This window comes from Mesorhizobium ciceri biovar biserrulae (assembly GCF_001618845.1).
GTDB lineage: Bacteria > Pseudomonadota > Alphaproteobacteria > Rhizobiales > Rhizobiaceae > Mesorhizobium > Mesorhizobium ciceri.
The window spans coordinates 4215114-4234692 of record NZ_CP015064.1; the positions used below are offsets into that span (position 1 = coordinate 4215114).

21 protein-coding genes, 1 tRNA gene and 2 pseudogenes are annotated in these 19579 nt (G+C 61.9%); 13 read left to right on the forward strand and 11 right to left on the reverse strand.

Annotation, left to right across the window (positions count from 1 at the left end; genetic code table 11):
• Positions 1-11: 11 nt before the first annotated feature.
• The 4 genes and pseudogenes from A4R29_RS35475 to A4R29_RS19855 form a co-directional block, all read left to right on the forward strand.
• Positions 12-533, forward strand: a pseudogene (locus tag A4R29_RS35475) (PAS domain-containing protein); the annotation flags it as partial.
• A gap of 49 nt (positions 534-582) precedes the next feature.
• Positions 583-1449 (forward strand): sensor histidine kinase, encoded by an 867-nt coding sequence (locus tag A4R29_RS35480; protein WP_338039713.1) that lies wholly within the window; start codon positions 583-585, stop codon positions 1447-1449.
• Between the two features lie 109 nt (positions 1450-1558).
• Entirely contained in the window at positions 1559-1936 is a 378-nt protein-coding gene (locus A4R29_RS19850; protein ID WP_024501791.1) for an ester cyclase, read from the forward strand.
• A 141-nt stretch (positions 1937-2077) separates the two neighbouring features.
• Complete coding sequence (locus A4R29_RS19855) at positions 2078-3136, forward strand: YeiH family protein (RefSeq protein ID WP_063172674.1); 1059 nt, start codon at positions 2078-2080, stop codon at positions 3134-3136.
• On the opposite strand, the gene A4R29_RS19860 is transcribed toward A4R29_RS19855, so the two are convergent.
• From A4R29_RS19860 to A4R29_RS19870, 3 genes are all read right to left on the reverse strand, one after another.
• Positions 3137-3634 carry a GAF domain-containing protein gene (locus A4R29_RS19860; RefSeq protein WP_013530535.1) on the reverse strand — a complete coding sequence of 166 codons (498 nt, stop codon included), beginning with the start codon at positions 3632-3634 and terminating at the stop codon, positions 3137-3139. It lies immediately after the preceding gene.
• Between the two features lie 250 nt (positions 3635-3884).
• Entirely contained in the window at positions 3885-5516 is a 1632-nt protein-coding gene (groL, locus tag A4R29_RS19865; RefSeq protein WP_063172675.1) for a chaperonin GroEL, read from the reverse strand.
• Positions 5517-5549: 33 nt separating this feature from the next.
• The gene (locus A4R29_RS19870) at positions 5550-5912 is read right to left on the reverse strand and encodes a co-chaperone GroES (protein ID WP_013530533.1); all 363 of its coding nucleotides are present in this window, start codon (positions 5910-5912) and stop codon (positions 5550-5552) included.
• A 251-nt stretch (positions 5913-6163) separates the two neighbouring features.
• Here A4R29_RS19870 and A4R29_RS19875 point away from each other — a divergent pair, with 251 nt between their 5' ends.
• Together A4R29_RS19875 and A4R29_RS19880 are read left to right on the forward strand one after the other, a co-directional pair.
• A complete protein-coding gene (locus A4R29_RS19875; RefSeq protein WP_063172676.1) occupies positions 6164-6412 on the forward strand; it encodes a hypothetical protein in 249 nt (82 codons plus the stop codon).
• Positions 6409-6675: a DUF1488 family protein gene (locus tag A4R29_RS19880; protein ID WP_013530531.1), complete on the forward strand. Its 267-nt coding sequence runs from the start codon at positions 6409-6411 to the stop codon at positions 6673-6675. The genes A4R29_RS19875 and A4R29_RS19880 overlap by 4 nt, the downstream gene beginning before the upstream one ends.
• Positions 6676-6706: 31 nt before the next feature.
• On the opposite strand, the pseudogene A4R29_RS19885 reads toward A4R29_RS19880, so the two are convergent.
• From A4R29_RS19885 to A4R29_RS19900, 4 genes and pseudogenes are all read right to left on the reverse strand, one after another.
• Positions 6707-6926: pseudogene (locus A4R29_RS19885) on the reverse strand (DUF6500 family protein).
• A gap of 53 nt (positions 6927-6979) precedes the next feature.
• Positions 6980-7171, reverse strand: a complete 192-nt coding sequence (locus A4R29_RS19890; RefSeq protein WP_027160878.1) for a hypothetical protein — start codon at positions 7169-7171, stop codon at positions 6980-6982.
• A gap of 5 nt (positions 7172-7176) precedes the next feature.
• Positions 7177-7380, reverse strand: a complete 204-nt coding sequence (locus tag A4R29_RS19895; RefSeq protein WP_063172677.1) for a hypothetical protein — start codon at positions 7378-7380, stop codon at positions 7177-7179.
• 202 nt (positions 7381-7582) lie between these two features.
• A tRNA-Cys gene (locus A4R29_RS19900) sits at positions 7583-7658 on the reverse strand.
• Positions 7659-8116: 458 nt separating this feature from the next.
• Here A4R29_RS19900 and A4R29_RS19905 point away from each other — a divergent pair.
• The 5 genes from A4R29_RS19905 to A4R29_RS19925 all read left to right on the forward strand — a co-directional run bounded on the left by A4R29_RS19905 (position 8117) and on the right by A4R29_RS19925 (position 14520).
• Positions 8117-9160 carry a LacI family DNA-binding transcriptional regulator gene (locus A4R29_RS19905; RefSeq protein ID WP_063172678.1) on the forward strand — a complete coding sequence of 348 codons (1044 nt, stop codon included), beginning with the start codon at positions 8117-8119 and terminating at the stop codon, positions 9158-9160.
• 63 nt (positions 9161-9223) lie between these two features.
• A complete protein-coding gene (locus A4R29_RS19910; protein ID WP_063173751.1) occupies positions 9224-10471 on the forward strand; it encodes an ABC transporter substrate-binding protein in 1248 nt (415 codons plus the stop codon).
• Positions 10472-10745: 274 nt separating this feature from the next.
• Entirely contained in the window at positions 10746-11669 is a 924-nt protein-coding gene (locus A4R29_RS19915) for a carbohydrate ABC transporter permease (RefSeq protein WP_024503911.1), read from the forward strand.
• Positions 11669-12526: a carbohydrate ABC transporter permease gene (locus tag A4R29_RS19920; RefSeq protein WP_063172679.1), complete on the forward strand. Its 858-nt coding sequence runs from the start codon at positions 11669-11671 to the stop codon at positions 12524-12526. The genes A4R29_RS19915 and A4R29_RS19920 overlap by 1 nt, the downstream gene beginning before the upstream one ends.
• A 14-nt stretch (positions 12527-12540) precedes the next feature.
• A complete protein-coding gene (locus A4R29_RS19925) occupies positions 12541-14520 on the forward strand; it encodes a glycoside hydrolase family 127 protein (RefSeq protein ID WP_063172680.1) in 1980 nt (659 codons plus the stop codon).
• On the opposite strand, the gene A4R29_RS19930 is transcribed toward A4R29_RS19925, so the two are convergent.
• The 3 genes from A4R29_RS19930 to A4R29_RS19940 all read right to left on the reverse strand — a co-directional run bounded on the left by A4R29_RS19930 (position 14507) and on the right by A4R29_RS19940 (position 17237).
• Positions 14507-15658, reverse strand: a complete 1152-nt coding sequence (locus tag A4R29_RS19930) for an acyltransferase family protein (RefSeq protein WP_063172681.1) — start codon at positions 15656-15658, stop codon at positions 14507-14509. The two genes, A4R29_RS19925 and A4R29_RS19930, sit on opposite strands and share 14 nt — an antisense overlap.
• Positions 15659-15854: 196 nt before the next feature.
• A complete protein-coding gene (locus tag A4R29_RS19935; protein WP_063172682.1) occupies positions 15855-16589 on the reverse strand; it encodes a gamma-glutamylcyclotransferase in 735 nt (244 codons plus the stop codon).
• A gap of 126 nt (positions 16590-16715) precedes the next feature.
• Entirely contained in the window at positions 16716-17237 is a 522-nt protein-coding gene (locus A4R29_RS19940; protein WP_063172683.1) for an Hsp20/alpha crystallin family protein, read from the reverse strand.
• 476 nt (positions 17238-17713) lie between these two features.
• On the opposite strand from A4R29_RS19940, the gene A4R29_RS19945 reads away from it, so the two are divergent.
• Entirely contained in the window at positions 17714-18406 is a 693-nt protein-coding gene (locus A4R29_RS19945; protein ID WP_063168672.1) for a DUF2270 domain-containing protein, read from the forward strand.
• A gap of 97 nt (positions 18407-18503) precedes the next feature.
• Here A4R29_RS19945 and A4R29_RS33285 read toward each other — a convergent pair whose 3' ends face one another.
• Entirely contained in the window at positions 18504-18647 is a 144-nt protein-coding gene (locus A4R29_RS33285; protein WP_013530518.1) for a hypothetical protein, read from the reverse strand.
• Between the two features lie 435 nt (positions 18648-19082).
• Here A4R29_RS33285 and A4R29_RS19950 point away from each other — a divergent pair, with 435 nt between their 5' ends.
• Positions 19083-19526 (forward strand): SRPBCC family protein, encoded by a 444-nt coding sequence (locus tag A4R29_RS19950; RefSeq protein ID WP_013530517.1) that lies wholly within the window; start codon positions 19083-19085, stop codon positions 19524-19526.
• The last annotated feature ends 53 nt before the right edge of the window (positions 19527-19579 follow it).

The window sequence follows — 19579 nt, forward strand, 5'->3', positions numbered from 1 at the left end:
ACGTGGCGCAAGTGACGAAAACCTCGAGCTCGACCTTTGATCTGCCCCACCAAATCCTCGATAATCTTCCCGTAGCAATCTACACCACCGACACCGAAGGCAAGATCACCTATTTCAATCGGGCCGCGGCAGATTTCGCTGGGCGCGAACCCGAGCTCGGAAAAGACCAATGGTGTGTGACGCACAAGCTGTTCACGACCGACGGTGAAGTGTTGCCGCATGACCAATGCCCGATGGCTGTCGCGCTAAAGGAGAACCGGCCGGTCAGAAACCAGTCGGCTATCTCCCAACGCCCGGACGGCACGCGTGTGCCGTTCCTTCCCTATCCCACACCGCTTCATGACGAGCAGGGCAGACTGGTCGGCGCCGTCAATATGCTGTTCGATCTCACTGACCGCCATCATGCCGACGAGGCCAGGCATCATCTGTCAGCCATCGTGGAGTCTTCCTTCGATGCCATCGTCAGCAAGGATTTGAACGGAGTCATCAGGAGCTGGAACTCAGCCGCCCAACGTCTGTTCGGTTACACCGCCGACGAAGCAATCGGAAGGTCGGTAACTATGCTGATACCGGACGACCATTTTGGACGAAGAGCCGCGCATATTGGAGCGCATCCGCAAAGGCGAGCAGGTCGAGACCTACGAAACCATCCGCCGCCGCAAGGACGGCAGCCTTGTGCCCGTATCCCTGACAATCTCGCCGGTGCGCAACGCCGTCGGGCAGATCGTCGGCGCCTCGAAGATCGCCCGCGACATATCAGTAGCCAAGGAGAACGAATATCGCATCCGCATGCTGATGCGCGAGGTCAACCACCGGGTGAAGAACCAGTATTCCGTCATCATCTCGATGATCCGGGAGACCAGCAAGCGGTCATCGACGCCGGCCCAGTTCGAACGTCAGGTGCGCGAGCGCATCATGGCGTTGTCGCTCTCGCATGACCTTCTGGTTTCCGGCGACTGGAAGGGCGCCACGATCTTCGAACTGCTGCTTGCGCAGGCCAAACCGTTCGGCAACGAGGAGCGGATCTCAATGTCGGGCCCTTCCCTGACGCTGAGCCCCAATGCCGTCCAGTACCTCGGCATAGCGTTTCATGAACTCGCGACCAATTCCGCTAAATACGGCGTCCTTTCGGCCGCAGAGGGAACGATAACGGTGCAATGGAAGGTAACCGGACTGGTCGGCCAGAAACAGTTCCAGCTGATCTGGAAAGAGAGAGATGGTCCTGAAGTACAGACGATCGGCCATGGTGGTTTCGGCAGCGTGGTGCTGCGGCGCGTCGCTCCAGCCGCGGTGAGCGGCACCGGTGTTCTCGAGCATGATAGCCACGGTGTCACCTGGACGCTGCAAGCACCGTTGACCCAACTTGAGGCCTCGGTTGACAGCGAGCACGTTGATCAGCGTGCGTTGGACCAGGTGATGAGCGGACACGAATTCGGAATTGTTCCCTGAACTTGGGCACTGGCAACAGGACTACGGCCCGCTATGTGTTGCTTTTATTGTACGTCCTGGCCTTCAGCCCTGTCGCAATATGGCGGGCATCAGCACCGGAGCCATCGCCGTGACCGTGACCGACCTCTATCGAGGCTACATCGCCTGCCTCAACAATCAGGACTGGCAGAAGCTGCATCGCTTCGTTCATGACGAGGTGCACTACAATGGCGACCGCGTCGGACTGTCGGGTTACCAGGACATGCTGGAGCGCGATTTTCGGGAAATCCCAGACCTCTATTTCGATATCCAGTTGCTGATCGCCGAACCGCCGTTCCTAGCCAGCCGGCTTCAGTTCAACTGCACGCCGAAGGGAACCTTCTTCGGGCTCCCTATAAACGGCAGGAAGGTGTCCTTCAGCGAGAACGTCTTCTATGAATTCCTCGACGACCGGATCAGGAACGTCTGGTCGGTGATCGACAAGGCCGCGATCGAGGCGCAGCTTTAATCCAGGTCGCCCAGAAAGCGACGTCTGCGCGGCAGCGTCCGTGGATCGTTCGTAAAAATCGATCATTCTAACGAAAATAATTCGTTGGAAAGATTGGTTTAGGAATGGCATTCTCCCGGCATACTCGCCTGGAGCATTGCATTGTCTTCCGTTTCCCACTTCGCGAACGATATTCCAAAAAGCGCGTTTCCTGCCGATGTCGCGCAAGGGCGAAAATCCCTTAGCTGGAATGGCATCGTCCCCGGCATCGTGCTGGTCACGATGATCACTGCCGTCGCCTTCTCGGCGCGCAATGTTTCCGGCTTCGCGCTGTTCAGTCCAATGATCCTCGCCGTCGTCGCCGGCATGATCTACTCCAACGTGCTCGGCACGCCCGTGCACGCCAAAGCCGGTATCGCATTCTCGCAAAAGCGCCTGTTGCGCTTCGCCATCGTGCTGCTCGGCTTCCAGCTGACGCTCGGCCAGGTGGTCTCGATCGGCGCCGGCGGCGTCGGCATTGTCGCGGCGACGCTTGGCGCCACCTTCGTTTTCACCATCACGCTTGGCCGGCTGATCGGCGTCGACGCCAAGCTGGCGCAGTTGATCGCCGCCGGCACCTCGATCTGCGGCGCTTCGGCCATCGTCGCCACCAACATCGTCACCGATGCGCGCGACGAGGACGTCACCTACGCCGTCGCCTCGATCACCTTGTTCGGCACCGTCGCCATGCTCGGCTTCCCGCTCATGGCGCCCATGCTCGGCCTCGACCAGCACGCTTTCGGCCTGTGGGCCGGCGCCTCGATCCACGAGGTGGCGCAAGTCATCGGCGCCGGCTTTCAGAACGGCACCCAGTCCGGCGAGATCGCCACCGTCGCCAAGCTGACCCGCGTCGCCATGCTGGCGCCGATGGTCGTCGCGCTCGGCCTGATGGCGCGCGGCAGGAGCAGCAGTGAGGTGGCGGCGCGGCCGCCCATGCCGTGGTTCGTCGCCGCCTTCGTCGCTGTCGTGGCGTTGAACAGCTTGGTCACGGTGCCCACCGAGATGAAATCGGCAATGGCGCTCGCCACCACCATAATGCTGACCATGGGCCTGGCCGCCATGGGCCTGCAGGCCGACATCTCTCAGCTGCGCTCGCGCGGCCTGCGCCCGCTGGCGCTCGCCTTCTCGGCCTTCCTGTTCATCGGCTGCTTCAGCCTGATGCTGGTGAAGTTCGTAGGCTGATCAGTCCTCGAACGAACTCGCCGCGGCATAGATCGCCGCCAGCGTCTCGATGCCGGCCTGGTCGGCCTTGTCGAAGCGGCCGGGCAGCGGGCTGTCGAGATCGAGCACGCCGAAGACGCCTTCATCGTCCTCGAGCAGCACCACCAGTTCCGAGCGCGAATCGGCATCGCAGGCGATGTGGCCGGGAAAATCATGCACGTCCTTGATCAGCATCGAGGTGCCGAGTTCGACCGCCGTTCCGCACACGCCCTTGCCGACGGCGATGCGCACACAGGCCGGCTTGCCCTGGAACGGCCCGAGCACCATTTCCTCGTCCGACTGCAGGAAATAGAAACCGGCCCAGTTGAGGTCCGGCACCATCTGGAAGATGAGTGCTGCGGTGTTGGCGGCGTTGGCGATCGAATCGCGCTCACCCTCGAGCAGCGCCTTCAATTGGGTGGCGAGGTCGCGGTAGAACGTGGGCTTGTCTGAGGTGTCGATGGCCTTGGCCGCAAACATGAACGTGTCTCCGTGTCGGGGATGGCGGTTCGTCCGATCGCTTGCCAAAGTCCGGCGAGCTCCGCAGCCAGACGGCCGCCTGGACAGTCTAGCGTGGATTGCGTCCCCTTCGAAAGCCGCAAGATCATGATTGCCTCCCGGGACTGAGCCGGGCGACTGCGTAAACTTTGCGATGATCATCTTGAGAATCGTAGCGGCCCCGATCGGGGCCGCCATTCACATCTCCAACAGATCGGACAAGTCCTGGGTTTTAGTAGCCGCCCATGCCGCCACCGCCGCCACCCGCAGGTGCTGCATCCTTGGCCGGAACGTCGGTGATCATCGCTTCGGCGGTGATCAGAAGGGCTGCGATCGAACCGGCATCCTGGAGTGCGGTGCGCACCACTTTCGCCGGATCGACGATGCCTGCCTTGATCATGTCGACATAGACCTCGTTCTGGGCGTCAAAACCCTGATTGTGGTCCTTGCTGTCGGTGAGCTTGCCGACGACGATTGAGCCTTCGACGCCGGAATTCTCGGCGATCTGGCGGATCGGCGCTTCGAGCGCCCGCAGCACGATCGTGATGCCGGCCGTGACATCGGCATTGGCGCCGGTCAGGCCGCCAAGCGCCGAGCGGGCACGCAGCAGAGCGACGCCGCCGCCGGGCACGATGCCTTCCTCGACCGCCGCGCGGGTGGCGTTCAGCGCATCGTCGATGCGGTCCTTCTTTTCCTTGACTTCCGACTCGGTGACGCCGCCGACGCGGATGACGGCAACGCCGCCGGCGAGCTTGGCCAGCCGCTCCTGCAGCTTTTCCTTGTCGTAGTCTGACGTCGTCTCCTCGATCTGGCCCTTGATCTGAGCGACGCGCGCCTGGATGGTCGCCTTGGTGCCGGCACCGTCGATGATCGTGGTGGTGTCCTTCTCGATCAGCACGCGCTTGGCGCGGCCGAGCATCTCGATGGTGACGTTTTCAAGCTTGATGCCGAGATCTTCCGAGATCATCTGGCCTGATGTCAGCACGGCGATGTCTTCCAGCATCGCCTTGCGGCGATCGCCGAAGCCAGGCGCCTTGACGGCCGCGACCTTGAGGCCGCCGCGCAGCTTGTTGACGACCAGCGTCGCCAGAGCCTCGCCCTCGACGTCCTCGGAGATGATCAGCAGCGGCCTGCCGCTCTGCACCACCGCTTCGAGGATCGGCAGCATCGCCTGCAGATTGCCGAGCTTCTTCTCGTGGATGAGGATGTAGGGTTCTTCCAGCTCGACGCGCATCTTGTCGTCATTGGTGACGAAATAGGGCGAGAGATAGCCGCGGTCGAACTGCATGCCTTCGACGACGTCGAGTTCGGTCTCTGCGGCCTTGGCTTCCTCGACGGTGATGACGCCGTCATTGCCGACCTTGTCCATAGCCTTGGCGATCATCTCGCCGACGCTGGCATCGCCATTGGCGGCGATGGTGCCGACCTGCGCGATCTCGGCCGACGACTTGACCTTCTTGGCGCGCGCCTGGATTTCCTTGACCACGGCGGAAACCGCCTGGTCGATGCCGCGCTTCAAATCCATGGGATTCATGCCGGCGGCGACCAGCTTGGCGCCTTCGCGCAGGATCGAGGCGGCCAGCACCGTGGCGGTGGTGGTGCCGTCACCGGCGAGGTCGTTGGTCTTCGAGGCCACTTCGCGCACCATCTGGGCGCCCATGTTCTCGAACTTGTCGGCAAGCTCGATTTCCGTGGCGACGGTGACGCCGTCCTTGGTGATGCGCGGCGCGCCGTAGGCCTTGTCGATGATGACGTTGCGGCCCTTGGGGCCGAGCGTGACCTTCACCGCATTGGTGAGGATCTCGACGCCGCGCAGCATGCGGTCGCGCGCGTCGGTGGAGAATTTGATTTCCTTGGCAGACATGATTTTTATCCAGTACGTTCGGAGAAAATAAGGTCAGGCAGCTTTCTTGGCGGCCACGGTCTTGTCGGTTGCAGCGGTCTCGCCCTTGTCGATGATGCCAGTCTCGTCCTTGTCGATGACGCCCATAATGTCGGCTTCCTTCATGATCAGAAGGTCCTCGCCGTCGATCTTGACCTCGGTGCCCGACCATTTGCCGAACAGGATGAAGTCGCCGGCCTTGACGTCGAGCGGAACAAGCGCGCCGTTTTCGTCGCGTGCGCCAGGGCCGACAGCGATGACTTCGCCCTCCTGCGGCTTTTCCTTGGCAGTGTCGGGGATGATGATCCCGCCCTTGGATTTGATATCGCCTTCGGCGCGACGAATGACGACGCGGTCGTGGAGTGGCCGAAATTTCATGGGAACTTTCTTTCTGGGGGCCGGCACAGGCGGCCACGCCCCTCCTCTATAGACGCGTTGGCACTCGATAGATAGGAGTGCCAAAAATTATTCGCGTACCAAATTAAATATTCAAAAGTATTATTTCAGCTGGCCGTTTCGTGATATCCGCAGAATGTCAAATAATTCAAAAGATTGAATTTTGCCGATCGAGTGCCTATTTATAGGACAAGTTCACTTTCACGATTTCAGGCACAAGGGAGATTTCTTCGATGGCCGAAGGCAATCAGACGATCATGGAAAAAGCTGAAGCCCGCTTTGTCGACAAGCAGAAGAAGACAGCGGAGAAAAACAAGGCGACCGCCGAATATATGTCCGAGGCAAGAGCCAGGGAGATCAAGACGGCAAGGCTGAGGGAGCTTCGGCTGGCCAAGGAAGAGGCCGATCGTATCGCCGAGGCCCTCAATCCGACGCCGAAGAAGAAGCGGGTGACCAAGAAAGTTACGGAGGCCAAGACATGAGCCTCACCTTCCCCAACCGCAGCCGCAGCTATGACGAGGCGGGCCAGCGCATCCGTTTCGTCGGCCATGACGGCATGTTCCAGATCTCGTTCTCCGTCGCCGCCGACGCCATGGCCAAGATGCGGCCGGGAACCGCGGCCGATGAAGCCGGTTATCTCCAGACATTCGACACCGAGAGCAGCGCCATCCGCGAAGTGGCGTCGAAGGCCTACGACCGCACCCACAAGAGCATGTATGTGCTGACGGCGTCCGATTTCGGCTGATCAGTCCATTGCATGTCGCTCAAAACGACGATTAAAGATCCATCCCCTCGACCATCGCGCGTATCTTCGCAGCCTTTTCGAAATGGTCGAGGCGGTGGGTTCTGATCCACCATTCGGCGGCTTCCATCAGGAGTTCGGGGTTGTCGTTTCTGTTGGCGAAAAACGCATAGAACGACACGCCGACGCCGGCCCCCTTCTCGGAGATCTTGGTCGCAAATCTCCAGTATCTTCTGCTTCAGGCTGGCTCTCACGGGAATCCCTTGATTTGCGGTGCGGCAGGCTTCCGCCGGCGGGCCGCTACGGATCAGGCCTTGCGCTCGGCCCGTTCGCGGCGTTTGACATCGCGGACATTCATCTGCACGACCATGTCCTCGGCCTCGCGCGGCCCCATCCCGACCATCACCTTTTGCCGGACCACCGCAGGCTGGCCGGTGAAGACATCGATGATGCTCCAGCTCTGGGGAAGCTCCATACGCAGCGTGTAGCGGTTGGCCATGCCGGTCAGCCTTGCATCGTGAAAAACACGGCGCCCAGGATCAGCACCGTCCAGGCGACGACCGACAGTTTCAGCACCATGCCGCCATGCACGGCCAGAAGCTTCCGCAGGTGCGACACACCTGCCGACGAGGCCGGTGCCGCCTCCAGGGCGGCAGGAGCCTTGAGGCCAAGTTTTCCAAAGACGGGCAGCAGCGACGGTTCACGCACGAAAGGCCTCGAATGTCAGGAAAAAGCGAAGCAAGAACGCTCGGCTCCCTTCCATACCACTCTTTTCGCGTGTGCCGGCATGCCAAATGCAAGACAGGACTGCTTTAACGTCCGGTCCGCACCGCCTTCGTAACGCACAAATCTATTCGTGGGGACTGACTGCCCTTGGGGCAGATTGGGATTGCTGTTCGACACGAAATTTTGGAGGCCTCGCCTCGGAATCGAACCGAGGCTTCAGAGATTTGCCGTCTCCAGCGTAGCCGCTCCGCCACGAGGCCATGGCTGTTGAAGTAGCGGCCAAATATTTACGGAAAGGTTAATCCCGAGGGACTGTTCAGAATTTTCGGCACGATCTTCAGACCGTCCGCCAGCACATATTGCGGCCAGGTTTGCTGCCCGGCAGCGCCAACCCTTTGCCGGACCTCGCATCCCGCGCACGCTGCGATCCTTCACGCCTCAAGCGGCAGCCCGCCCCGTCTCGACCGAGGGCCTCCAGCACTGCGACTGGCGCTCTTCCCCTGAGCTAAGTGCTGCCGGCGCTGCTTTAACCCGCGTTTGCATTCGAAGGAAGAGAGCAGAGGCCCAACCAGCTTTTCCCTTGAACGGCGATCCAATCTGGTCTAGCCTCAGCTGAGAAAAGGTTTTCTCAAACAATTTCAGTCGGGCTCGGCCACCTGCCGGGCCTCTTTCAGATCGGGAAGAGAAAACCTTTTTCCAACTAAGGACTCTCGGCGCGATGCCATCGGACGATCTGCCTGTTCCGGTCTTTTCCAAGCCAGTCACCTTGCGTGACGTGGCCGCGCAGGCCGGAGTCAGCGTCGCTACCGCATCCAAGGCGCTCAACAGCCAGGGCCGGATGACAGCCGAGACGCGCGAACGCATTCGCGAGACCGCCCGGCGGCTTGGCTTCCGGCCCAACAGCCTGGCGCAAAGCCTGCTCCGACGCCGCAGCTTCACCGTCGGCCTGCTCACCAACGATACCTATGGCCGCTTCTCGCTGCCGCTGATGTCGGGCATTTCGGACGCGCTGGTCGACAATGGCGTCTCGGTGTTCCTGTGCAATGTCGAGGAGGATCCGCGGCTGGGCCAGATGCATGTCGACGCCATGCTCGACAAGCGCGTTGACGGCATCATCGCCACTGGCAAGCGCATCGATCGCCATCTGCCCGTCGACCTCTCCAATCTGCGCGTCCCGGTGATCTATGCCTTCACGCAGCCCGACCCCGACGCCGTTGCATTCGTCTCGGACGATGTTGGCGGCGCCCGGCTGGCCGTCGAGCATTTTTGCCGGCTTGGCCGCAAGCGCATCGCCCACGTCACCGGGCCGGCGAGCTTTGCCGTGGTACACGCGCGCGTTCAGGCTTACCGCGACGTGCTCGCCGAAAACGGCCTGACGGTCAGCGAGCCGCTGCTCGGCTCCTGGTCGGAAGCCTGGGGTCACCAGGCGGTTGCGCAACTGTTCGACGGCAAAAGCGAAAGGCCGGACGCGGTCTTCTGCGGCAACGACCAGATCGCGCGCGGCGTCATCGATGCTCTGCGCGAACGCGGCCTCGACGTCCCCAGTGATGTCGGCGTCATCGGTTTCGACAATTGGGAGATCGTGGCCGAGGCGACGCGCCCGCCGCTGACCTCTGTCGACATGAACCTGGTCGCGCTCGGGCGCGAGGCCGGGTTGACCCTGCTTTCGCTGGTCGGCGGCAAGCCCGCCGCGCCCGGCATTCGAAAACTGCCGTGCCGGCTGGTGGTGCGGCAGTCATGCGGCCATCCGCCGGGTGGCTGAAAACGAAGCGCCGCGCAATCGGCGCCAAGCCGCGGACCGCGGCCAACCTTGGAGGAGGAGAACATGAGGAACCTGATTGCCAAACTGGCCCTGGCCGCTGCCGTTCTGGGCGGCGGTCTCGGCACTGCCGCCGCCGAGACGGCCAACATATGGGTGCGCGCCGACGGTTCGAATTTCATGCCGAGGATCGTCGATGCCTACAACAAGGCGCACACCAACCAGGTCAAGCTCGATATCATCCCCAATGCCGAGATCATCCCCAAATACGGTGCCGCGGCCGCCGGCGGCACAGCGCCCGACGCGCTGTCGCTCGACCTGATCTACACGCCCTCCTTCGCCGCAGCCGGCCAATTGGAGGACATCACCGACTGGGCAAAGTCCCTGCCCTATTTTGCCAGCCTGTCGCCGGCGCATGTGAAGACCGGCACCTACAAAGATCACATTTACGGCCTGCCCTTCTCCGCCGACGCCTCGGTGCTGATCTGGAACAAGAAGCTGTTCAAGCAGGCCGGCCTCGATCCCGAAAAAGGCCCGGCCAACTGGGCCGAGATCGCGGCCGATGCCGAGAAGGTCAACGCGCTCGGCGGCAACATCAAGGGCTTCTACTTCTCCGGCAATTGCGGCGGCTGCAACATCTTCACCTTCACGCCCCTGATCTGGGCGTCTGGTGGCGACATCCTGAGCGAAGACGGCTCGAAGGCGACGCTGGACAGCCCGCAGCTGCGCGGCGCCATCGATCTCTACCGCTCGATGGTCAAGAAGGATCTGGTACCGGCAGGCGCACAGACCGACACCGGCGCCAATTTCTTTGCCGCCTTCGCCGCCGGCAATATCGGCATCTCGCCGTCCGGCGCCTTTGCCATCGGCGCGCTCAACACCCAGTATCCCGACATCGATTACGGCGTCACCTTCCTGCCGGGCAAGGACAGCGGCTGGTCGTCCTTTGCGGGCGGCGACAATTTCGTCGTCACCAAGGGCACCACGAAACTGCCCGTGGTGAAGGAGTTCCTCGACTTCGCCTATTCGCTCGAGGGCCAGACCATCCTTGCCAAATACGGAAGCCTGCCGGTGCGCGGCGACATCGCCAAGGACGCGTTGAAGGATCTCGATCCGCGCTACCAGATCGCCGCCGAAGCCATGGCCAGGGGCAAGACGCCCTATTCGGTGGTGTTCAACGACCTGATCAACTCCGCCAACGGCCCGTGGACGCAGATGATCAACGAGGTCTTCTTCGGCGACGATGTCGATGGCGCGATAGCCAATGCGCAGGAAACGATGCAGTCGATCATCGACCAGGCGCCGCAGAAGTAGCGGACGCCTGCCGGCCGCCCGCCTGTCTCCCTGGGCGGGTGGCCGGATACCGCATCGCCAACGGCAGGGCTATCGCGTTGAGAAAAGACCCCCTCATCCGGCCGCTTCGCGGCCACCTTCTCCCCGCTGGGGAGAAGAGGCTGGCACCATCCCCGGCAACCTCCTCTCCCCTCGGGGAGAGGTCGGATTGCCCCGAATTGCTCTCTTCAATTCGGTTGGCAATCCGGGTGAGAGGGTTCTTTGCCAATGTCCCAATAGCACCGAGCGCGCAGCCATGACCGTCATCACCGCAGCAACCCCTGCCCCGCCCCGCGCCCGCAAGGTCGCCAGCCGCCACCAATGGATCGGCCTGCTCTATGTCGCGCCGGCTGTCGCGCTGGTCGTCGTCTTTTTCCTGATCCCGCTCGGCATGACGGCGTGGATGTCGCTGCACAACTGGCCGCTGATGGGCGAGCACAGCTTTATCGGCCTCGGCAACTATGTCGCCATCCTGCGCGACACCCGGTTCTGGAACGCGCTGCGCTTCACCGCCTACTACACCGTGATCGTCACCATCGCGATCTTCGTGGTGGCGTTTCCGCTGGCGCTGTTCGTCGAAAGGCCGCGGCCGCTGACCAATCTCTACCGTACGATGTTCTTCATGCCGGCGGTTGTCGGCTTTGCCTCGGCCAGCCTGCTCTGGTCATGGCTGTTGAACGTCGATTCCGGCCTGTTCAGCCCGGCCGCCTACGACCTTGGCCTGATCGACAGGAAGTTCAACCTTTTGGCCACCTTCCAGCCGGCCTTCTGGTCGATCATCGCCATGGTCGTCTGGAAGGTCGCCGGCTTCACCATGATCATTCTGATGGCCGGCCTGCAATCGATCCCGCAGGATCTGCAGGAGGCGGCCGTCATCGACGGCGCCGGTCCGTTCGCCAGGTTCAGGGCGATCACTTTGCCGCTGATGCGCCGCACGCTGGCGCTGGCCCTGATCCTGTCGGTCGCCGGCTCGATCCTCGCCTTCGACCAGTTCTACATCATCCTGCGCGGCGGCCCACGCAACCAGACGCTGACGGCGGTCTACTGGATCTTCAACCAGTCCTTCGTGTCGTTCAAGCTCGGCTACGGCGCGGCTTTGTCGATGGTGCTGCTGGTGATCCTGGTGGCGCTCAGCCTCGTCCAGCTGTGGCTGCTGCGCAAGCCGGAGGGGCTCGACTGATGGCGCAGGCCGCTTCCCGCAACCGCCGGCTCTTGAGCCGCATCGGCGAGCATTCGACCGGCATCGTCGCCTCGGTGCTGTTTGCCGCGCCGATCGTGTGGGCGGTGCTGTCGGCGTTCAAGCCAGCGGCCGAAGCGCGCCTGCCGCCGCTGCCGCCCTGGCCGACATCAGGCTTCTCGCTGGAGAACTACGCCACGCTCAACAGCTTCGGCGACGGGCTGTGGGTCTCGGCGCAAAACAGCATCTACGTCTCGGTGATGACCGTCGTGCTGTCGGTCGCCGTCAGCGTGCTGGCCGGCTATGGCTTTTCGCGGTTCCGGTTTCCGTTCAAGAACCTGTTCTTCATCCTCATTCTGTCGACGATCATGATCCCGTTCCAGTCGATCCTGACGCCGATCTTCCTGGTGCTGACCAAGCTTGGCCTGCACAACACGCTGACCGGCCTGGTCGGCGTTTATGTGACGCTGCAACTGCCGTTCTCGATCTTCATGATGCGCAACGCCTTCGACGCGGTGCCGCGCGAGATCGAGGAAGCCGCCCGCATGGACGGCGCCGGCAATCTCACCATGCTTTGGAAGGTGATGCTGCCGCTGGTCTGGCCGGGCGTCGTCACCATCGCCCTGTTTGCCTTCCTCGGCGCCTGGAACGAATTCCTCGCCGCCCTCGTGCTGATGACCGACCAATCCAAATTCACGCTGCCAGTGATGATGACCGCACTGCAGTCGGGCCGCTTCGGCGCCATCGACTGGGGCGCGGTGCAGGCGGGCGTCACCGTGATGATGGTGCCGTGCCTCATCCTGTTCCTGGCGCTGCAGCGCTTCTACATCCGCGGCCTGATGGCCGGGGCCGTCAAATAGAATGGAGTAAATTCATGACCGCATCGCCATCCGCAAAAACCGGGAAACCGAAGCTCGCCTTCCGCCCGCTGCTGGTGCCGCAGGTCGACGTGCACGGCTTCTGGGGCGATCGCGCCGACGCTGTCGCCGCCCGCACCGCCGATATCCTTTACGAGCGCTGCGTGGAGGCCCGCATGCTGGAGCAGATCGATCCGGACCGTCCCTCGCCCGGCATAGTCATCCCCTTCCATTCGCCCTCTCCCGACGAAGCCGACCGCCAAGGCGCGGAATTCACCGGATCGACGGTGACCACGCAGATGTTCTGGGATTCCGATCTCGGCAAGACGATCGAGACCGCGGCCTATTCGCTGTACCGGCGCAAGAATCCCGAACTGGAGAAGAAGATCGACGCCGTCATCGACATGTATGGCAGGCTGCAGCAGGAGGACGGCTATCTCTCCAGCTGGTACCAACGCATCCAGCCCGGCAAGCGCTGGACCAATCTGCGCGACTGCCACGAGCTCTATTGCGCCGGCCATCTGATCGAGGGCGCGGTCGCCTACTACCAGGCGACGGGAAAACGCAAGCTGCTCGATATCATGTGCCGCTATGCCGACCACATCGCGTCGGTACTCGGCCCGGAGCCCGGCAAGAAGAAGGGCTATTGCGGCCACGAGGAGATCGAGCTGGCGCTGGTCAAGCTGGCACGGGTGACCGGCGAGCGGAAATATATGGAGTTGGCCAGATACTTCATCGACCAGCGCGGTCAGCAGCCGCATTATTTCGACGAGGAGGCCCGCGCCCGCGGCGCCGACCCGAAGGCCTATCATTTCAAGACCTATGAATACAGCCAGTCGCATATCCCGGTGCGAGAACAGAACAAGGTCGTCGGCCATGCTGTCAGGGCGATGTACCTCTATTCCGGCATGGCCGATATCGCGACCGAATATGGCGATGATACGCTGCGAGCAGCACTCGACCTTCTGTGGGACGATCTCACCACCAAGAGTCTCTACATCACTGGCGGACTGGGGCCGTCGGCGCACAATGAGGGCTTCACCAGCGACTACGACCTGCCCAACGAAAGCGCCTATGCCGAGACCTGTGCGGCGGTCGGCCTGGTGTTCTGGGCCAGCCGCATGCTCGGCATGGGGCCGAACGCGCGCTACGCCGACATGATGGAACGCGCCCTCTACAACGGTTCGATCTCGGGCCTGTCGCTCGACGGCTCGCTGTTTTTCTACGAGAATCCATTGGAAAGCCGGGGCAAGCACAACAGGTGGAAGTGGCACCGCTGCCCGTGCTGCCCGCCCAATATCGGGCGCATGGTCGCCTCGATCGGCAGCTATTTCTACAGCCTGGCCGACGATGCGCTGGCCGTCCACCTCTATGGCGACTCGACCGCGCGCTTCGATATATCGGGCGTCCCGGTGAGCCTGACGCAGGTCAGCAGCTATCCCTGGGACGGCGCCGTCGACATCATGCTCGAACCGCGGGCGCCGGTCGAGTTCACTTTGCACCTGCGCATTCCCGCCTGGAGCGCCAGTGCCGGGTTGAAGATAAACGGCGAAGCCATCAGGCTGGCGGATATCACCAGCGACGGCTACGCCGCGATCAAGCGGACATGGAAAAAGGGCGACAATGTCCGGCTCGATCTCGAAATGCCGATCGAGCGGCTTTATGCCAACCCGCAGGTGCGCCAGGATTCTGGCCGCGTCGCGCTGTCACGCGGCCCGCTGATCTATTGCGTCGAGGCATCAGACAATGACAGCCAGCCGCATCGCCTGACGCTGCCGCGGACGGCCACCATCGAAGCGCAGCACCGGCCGGAACTTCTCGGCGGCGTGGTGACGCTGTCGACCGCGGCACTTGCCGATGTCTCCGACGGCTGGCAGGACGGGCTCTACAGGCCCGAGCCGCCGGCCACCGCCGAGACGCGACTGACCGCCATTCCCTATTTCGCCTGGGACAATCGCGAGCCCGGCGAGATGCTGGTATGGCTCAGGGACGGCTGAACGAGGTCGGTGTATCGGCGATGACCGATCCAAGCTCAGCCGCGGTCGATGCCGCGGTTTCGGGCTTTTGGTCCATATAGCGCAGACGCAGGCGCAGGAATGGCGCCTCGACGCAGGTATAGCTGAGATAGCCGATCGGGATCGTCGCCACGAAGCACAATGCGGACCAGAGGCATGCGACGTAGAAATTGCTGATGCTCATGACATTCGTGTCTATGAACGCTGCCAATTGCATGACGAAGAACAGGTGCAGAAGATAGATCGAATAGCTGTAGGCCCCAGCCTTCTCCAGTACCCTGAATGGCGGGCTTGTTCGCTTTCTCGAAAAGCTCGTGTCGTAGTAGGCGATGCCGAATGAATAGGCTGTCGCCTCCAGGGTCGGCAGGATGATCCATATCCAATGAGGCGACGGATAGCGGCCCAGTTGGTAAAATCCGCCGGCTGCATCGAACCACCAGAAGAACCCCGAAAAAGCCATGAGAACGGCCAGCGCCAGCCAGTGTTGGTTCTTCGCGTGGGCACGCAGGTGAAAGGCAAGAATGCCGGCCAGGAACTGATCCGCATGGCCTATGATGGTTGCGGACGCCGCCGACTGCACTTCGCCGATCTGCACATACAGGACGGACCTCAGCACAATGGCTGCCGCGATGAACAGCAAGGGCGCGAACACAAACCGCCTGGATACCATCAGCAAGAACGGCAGCAACAGGTAGAAGTGCGCTTCGATCGTTATCGACCAGCCGCCATTCGGGAGGGTGGGAAAAAGAAACCCCAATCCGACGCCCGTGAAATACCCGTCGAGGGACTGGCCGGCCACGTACCTGCGGCAGGCCTCGATGCATAGCACGACCAGGAGAAGCGGAAGCAGCCTGAGGGCCCTGTTGGCAAAGAAGGGCAGATAGTTGATCTGCTTTCCATCGAGCAGCTTGGCGAACAGGTAGCCGGAAAGCGCCATGAACAGGGAAACGCCAGTATGCCCTTCATCCAGAACGCTGAAGATAGGAAGAGCCGGCACGAAGTCATAAGGCACGGGGCCTTCAGGAGAAGCATGAAGGAAATGCCAGGTAAAGACAAGAAAAGCCGCCAGGCCACGAACATGATCCAGCGCTGGGTAGTGCTCTCCGGTCGAGGATTTCATGATTGGCCCACGCGCACCGTGTCCTGCGCCGGTGTTCAGGTCATCGTTGGCCCAGAACTGTTTTCAATTCATTAAACCTTCACTGCGGAGACTTCCGAAATCAGAGATTTGCTTCGCAAGGTGCTGTGGCCTGCAAGCATCCGGAGCCAAACACGACTGAAGCGTGCCGCGTCTGAGCGGATCACTTCTGGGCGGATCACTTCTGAGCGACGGTCAGCCCGATCTCTTCCGCCACCAGTTCCTGCAGCCGCCACAGATTGCGGTCGCGGATGCCGCAGGCTTCGAGGTGGCGGATCGTCTCGAATAGATATTGCGCGCCCGAGCCCCAATGACCGACGGCTGTCACCAGCGTCGCCGCGATCGCCTGCTTGTCGAGCTTGCCGGCATAACGCGGATTGGCGGGATCGACGACGAAGCCAAGCGCGCGACATGGGCCGCCTTCGGTCCTGACCTGCAGCCAGCGCGGCACGTTGACGGCGGGCAGGATGGTCATTTCGCGGCGCAGCAGCGCTTCGAGGTTGGCCGCCACCGGTTCCGCGATCTCGAACACCACGCCCTGGCACTGGCCGCCGCGATCGAGCGCCATCATCAAACCGGGCTGCTCGACCGTGCCGCGAAAACGCTGCACCGTGAAGCAGAACGAACGATGCCAGCCGCTGGCCACCGCGCGTTCTCCGCCCCTCACCTCGCCGGCGGGCTTCCACAGCAGCGAGCCATAGGCAAATAGTTTCAGCGGCCCGGCCGGAGCGCCGGCCAGCACCTCGTCGCGGATACGCGCATAGTCGGCATCGGTCATGTGAACCATGCCCGGCGTCGGCCCGGCATCCTCGACAGCACGCATAGTGCGCGCGACCAACGCCTCGGTCAGCGCCATCGGCGTGTTGCGCGGCACGGACTTGCGCGGCGATATGGCAGAAATCGGCTGGTTCATTTCATACCCTCTACCGTCGCCGTCATGTTGCCGAAGGCAGAGGGATTCTCAAGGGTCCATGTGACCGGCGCAAAATTCAACGGCCGATGCCGGGCGGGTGACCCTCCCGCCCGGCATCCAATCATTCTAGTGCTTGGTGCTCTTGCCGCCGATGGGGATGCGCCTCATCTTGTTCTGTGCCTTCTCGGATTTCGGCAAGGTGACGAACAGCACGCCGTTGCGGAAATCGGCAGCGACCTTGTCTTCTTCGACTTCGAAGCCGATCGGAATGCGACGTTCGAAGCGGCCGTAGAATCGCTCGGAGAACTGACGTTCCTTGTCGTCGGTTTCGGCGTGTTTTTCACCGCGCAACGTCAGGACGCCGTCATCGAGCAACACCTCGATGTCCTTTTCCTCCATGCCGGGTATCTCGGCGGTCACGCGGATTTCCTTGTCCGTTTCCGAGATTTCCACGCTAGGCCAGCCACCGCCCGCTGAAGAGAGCCCGCCCAAGGATGGAAGACGTGAACCGAAACCGCGGAACATGTCGTCAACAAGGCGGTTCATCTCGCGATGCAGGCTCATGAATGGGTCCTGATCGCGGTCGCCTGAGAGGGTCTGAACCTGGTTCGGATCGCGACCCCATGGCATCAGATCACGAATGGTCATTGCATTTGCTCCTTTCTTGATCCTGTCTATCGTTCGTTTGCATGCTCTGGTTGCCATGCTCGGACGATGCGCGTCTGCGCCATTGGCGCTCCGGTCCCGTTGGAAACGCCTGGATCAGTGGCGGGGGCTCGCGCACCTGAGCCTGCCCGAGGGCCACCGCCCCTGACCCGCGCGGCGCCCGTGAAGCCGGCGCCTCGTCGGCACTGGTGCGGAGGATTTTGGACTCCGTCGCGGGTGGGTCAAGACCTCGTAATGTAATGTGATTGGTGCATGCAGGTGCCTGCGTCACCGGTGCTGTCCACATCAGTCGTGCCCTTCGATCGGCACTTCGCGAAACAGTGGTCAACCGCCGGCTTGATGTCTGCTGGACCGGAGCCGCCTCGGCCTCAACGCGCGGCTGGTCGGCTGGATCGGCGGTCTCGAGGACAGGGAACAATGCCGCTGGCCGGCCGTTCTGTTCCTTGCCGGAGGATGCCATGAACGACGCGTCGGCAAAGCCCGCTGGCCCCGTCCTTTCATCGGCGGAGCGCGTCAACACGCTGTCGCATTTTCACCGCGCCGAGATCGCTCGCATGGCGGGATGGCGCGACCGGCTGGACAGGACAACCAACTGGGCAATCACGGTGGTGGCGGCGCTGCTTTCGGTATCGCTGTCGACGGCCAGTGCGCATCACGGCGTGCTGCTTTTCGCCATGCTGCTGATCCTGCTGCTGCTATGGATCGAGGCGCGCCGCTATCGGTTCTTCGATTTCTATAGGGCGCGCGTACGCCAGTTCGAGCGCCACTATTTCGCGCAGATCTTTTCCCCACAGCCCGACTTTGCCTCGGACTGGCTGCTCATCGTCGGGGAAGGCCTACGCGCGCCGAAGTTCCTGCTGTCGCAGCGCGTCGCGCTGGCCCGTCGGCTGCGGCGAAATTACATCTACCTGTTCCTGATCCTCTTGCTGGCCTGGGTGCTCAAGATATCCACGCCCAGCCTTCAAACCGTGGGCGTCAGGACCGGCTTTGCCGGTTCGCTTCGCGAAGCCGTAGACAGCGCCGCCCTTGGCCCCGTTCCCGGTGTGGCGATCGTGGTTGTCGTGGCCGCATTCTATGTCGGGTTGCTTGCCATCGTCTTTTTCACGGCCGATAACGACGGCGAACTGTCCTTTGGCGACGTGCATGTTTGACGTTGATGCCCGGCAACACGCCGCTGCAACGCAAACGGCGGCCCGCGCGCTGAGATGGTCGGTCCGCCGAGACGTTTGAGGGAACGGAACTTCGCGCCTAGATGCCGAAGAACTGCTTGCCAACCATGTAACCCAGTGCCGCCACGACCAGCGGAAACAGCGCCGGCGCGGCTTTGCCCAGAAGGGAGACCTGCGGGTCCTTCGCCGGCGTATGACGTGCATTGCCGAGATTCTTGGTCATTGCTTGCCTCAGGTTCGAAAGACTCATTAGCAAATGCTGATTAACAGCATGACCGCATTAACGGCTTGATAGGAAATCAACTCTGATCAGATGCAAATTCTAATGATCGGCACATGGACGGCAAAGACGCGCTGCCCTATTTGGCGGCGTTCGAAGCATTGACGGGGACGCGCGGCCGTTCGCGGCAATCGACAAAAACACGCCCGAACAACAAGATGGCTCAGGAACTCGATTTAGCAGGTGAGCGCCAGCTCCGAAGCCGGTGCAGTTCATCCGCCGTCTCGCCCGAGCTTCGTGTTGATAGCTCGGGGTCGAACGCATGTCCGCGGCGTAGGCAGGCCGCCTCCCGTCAAAAAATTCGCAAACCAATGTCGGACTGGCTAGGCTTCGTCCGTCCTTGGGGTATCGAACAGGCATTCATGAAAGGATCCAGCAATGCCCGGCACCGTACGTTTGCACCGCGTTCTGACGACCAGCCCTGAAAAGGTCTATCGCGCCTTCGTTGAAGCGGACGCGCTGGCCAAGTGGCTTCCGCCAAACGGCTTCACCTGCACGGTCCATAATTTCGAGGCAAAGGTCGGAGGCACGTTCAAGATGTCGTTCCGCAATTTCACCACCGGCGACAGCCACGCCTTCGGCGGCGAATACCTTGAACTCGTTCCGGGCGAGCGCCTGCTCTACACCGACAGGTTCGACGATCCCAACCTGCCCGGCGAGATACGGGTGACCGTGGTCTTGAAAAAAGTGTCGGTCGGCACTGAAATCGACATTACCCAGGCCGGCATTCCGGACGTCATTCCGGTCGAGGCCTGCTATCTCGGCTGGCAGGAATCGCTCAGAAATCTGGCAAAGCTCGTCGAGCCCGAGATCAATCAATAGGCTGCGGATGGCCGGGAGAACGGCCGTTTCTGGCCTGCCGAAGCCTGAAACTT

Coding starts and splice junctions, on each gene's coding strand:
- A4R29_RS19950 (WP_013530517.1), top strand. CDS start 19,083: ATGCCCGGCACCGTACGTTTGCACCGCGTTCTGACGACCAGCCCTGAA.
- A4R29_RS19945 (WP_063168672.1), top strand. CDS start 17,714: ATGAACGACGCGTCGGCAAAGCCCGCTGGCCCCGTCCTTTCATCGGCG.
- A4R29_RS19930 (WP_063172681.1), bottom strand. CDS start 15,658: ATGAAATCCTCGACCGGAGAGCACTACCCAGCGCTGGATCATGTTCGT.
- A4R29_RS19905 (WP_063172678.1), top strand. CDS start 8,117: ATGCCATCGGACGATCTGCCTGTTCCGGTCTTTTCCAAGCCAGTCACC.
- A4R29_RS19860 (WP_013530535.1), bottom strand. CDS start 3,634: ATGTTTGCGGCCAAGGCCATCGACACCTCAGACAAGCCCACGTTCTAC.
- A4R29_RS19875 (WP_063172676.1), top strand. CDS start 6,164: ATGGCCGAAGGCAATCAGACGATCATGGAAAAAGCTGAAGCCCGCTTT.
- A4R29_RS19910 (WP_063173751.1), top strand. CDS start 9,224: ATGAGGAACCTGATTGCCAAACTGGCCCTGGCCGCTGCCGTTCTGGGC.
- A4R29_RS19870 (WP_013530533.1), bottom strand. CDS start 5,912: ATGAAATTTCGGCCACTCCACGACCGCGTCGTCATTCGTCGCGCCGAA.
- A4R29_RS19920 (WP_063172679.1), top strand. CDS start 11,669: ATGGCGCAGGCCGCTTCCCGCAACCGCCGGCTCTTGAGCCGCATCGGC.
- A4R29_RS19925 (WP_063172680.1), top strand. CDS start 12,541: ATGACCGCATCGCCATCCGCAAAAACCGGGAAACCGAAGCTCGCCTTC.
- A4R29_RS19940 (WP_063172683.1), bottom strand. CDS start 17,237: ATGACCATTCGTGATCTGATGCCATGGGGTCGCGATCCGAACCAGGTT.
- A4R29_RS19915 (WP_024503911.1), top strand. CDS start 10,746: ATGACCGTCATCACCGCAGCAACCCCTGCCCCGCCCCGCGCCCGCAAG.
- A4R29_RS33285 (WP_013530518.1), bottom strand. CDS start 18,647: ATGACCAAGAATCTCGGCAATGCACGTCATACGCCGGCGAAGGACCCG.
- groL (WP_063172675.1), bottom strand. CDS start 5,516: ATGTCTGCCAAGGAAATCAAATTCTCCACCGACGCGCGCGACCGCATG.
- A4R29_RS19880 (WP_013530531.1), top strand. CDS start 6,409: ATGAGCCTCACCTTCCCCAACCGCAGCCGCAGCTATGACGAGGCGGGC.
- A4R29_RS19890 (WP_027160878.1), bottom strand. CDS start 7,171: ATGGCCAACCGCTACACGCTGCGTATGGAGCTTCCCCAGAGCTGGAGC.
- A4R29_RS19935 (WP_063172682.1), bottom strand. CDS start 16,589: ATGAACCAGCCGATTTCTGCCATATCGCCGCGCAAGTCCGTGCCGCGC.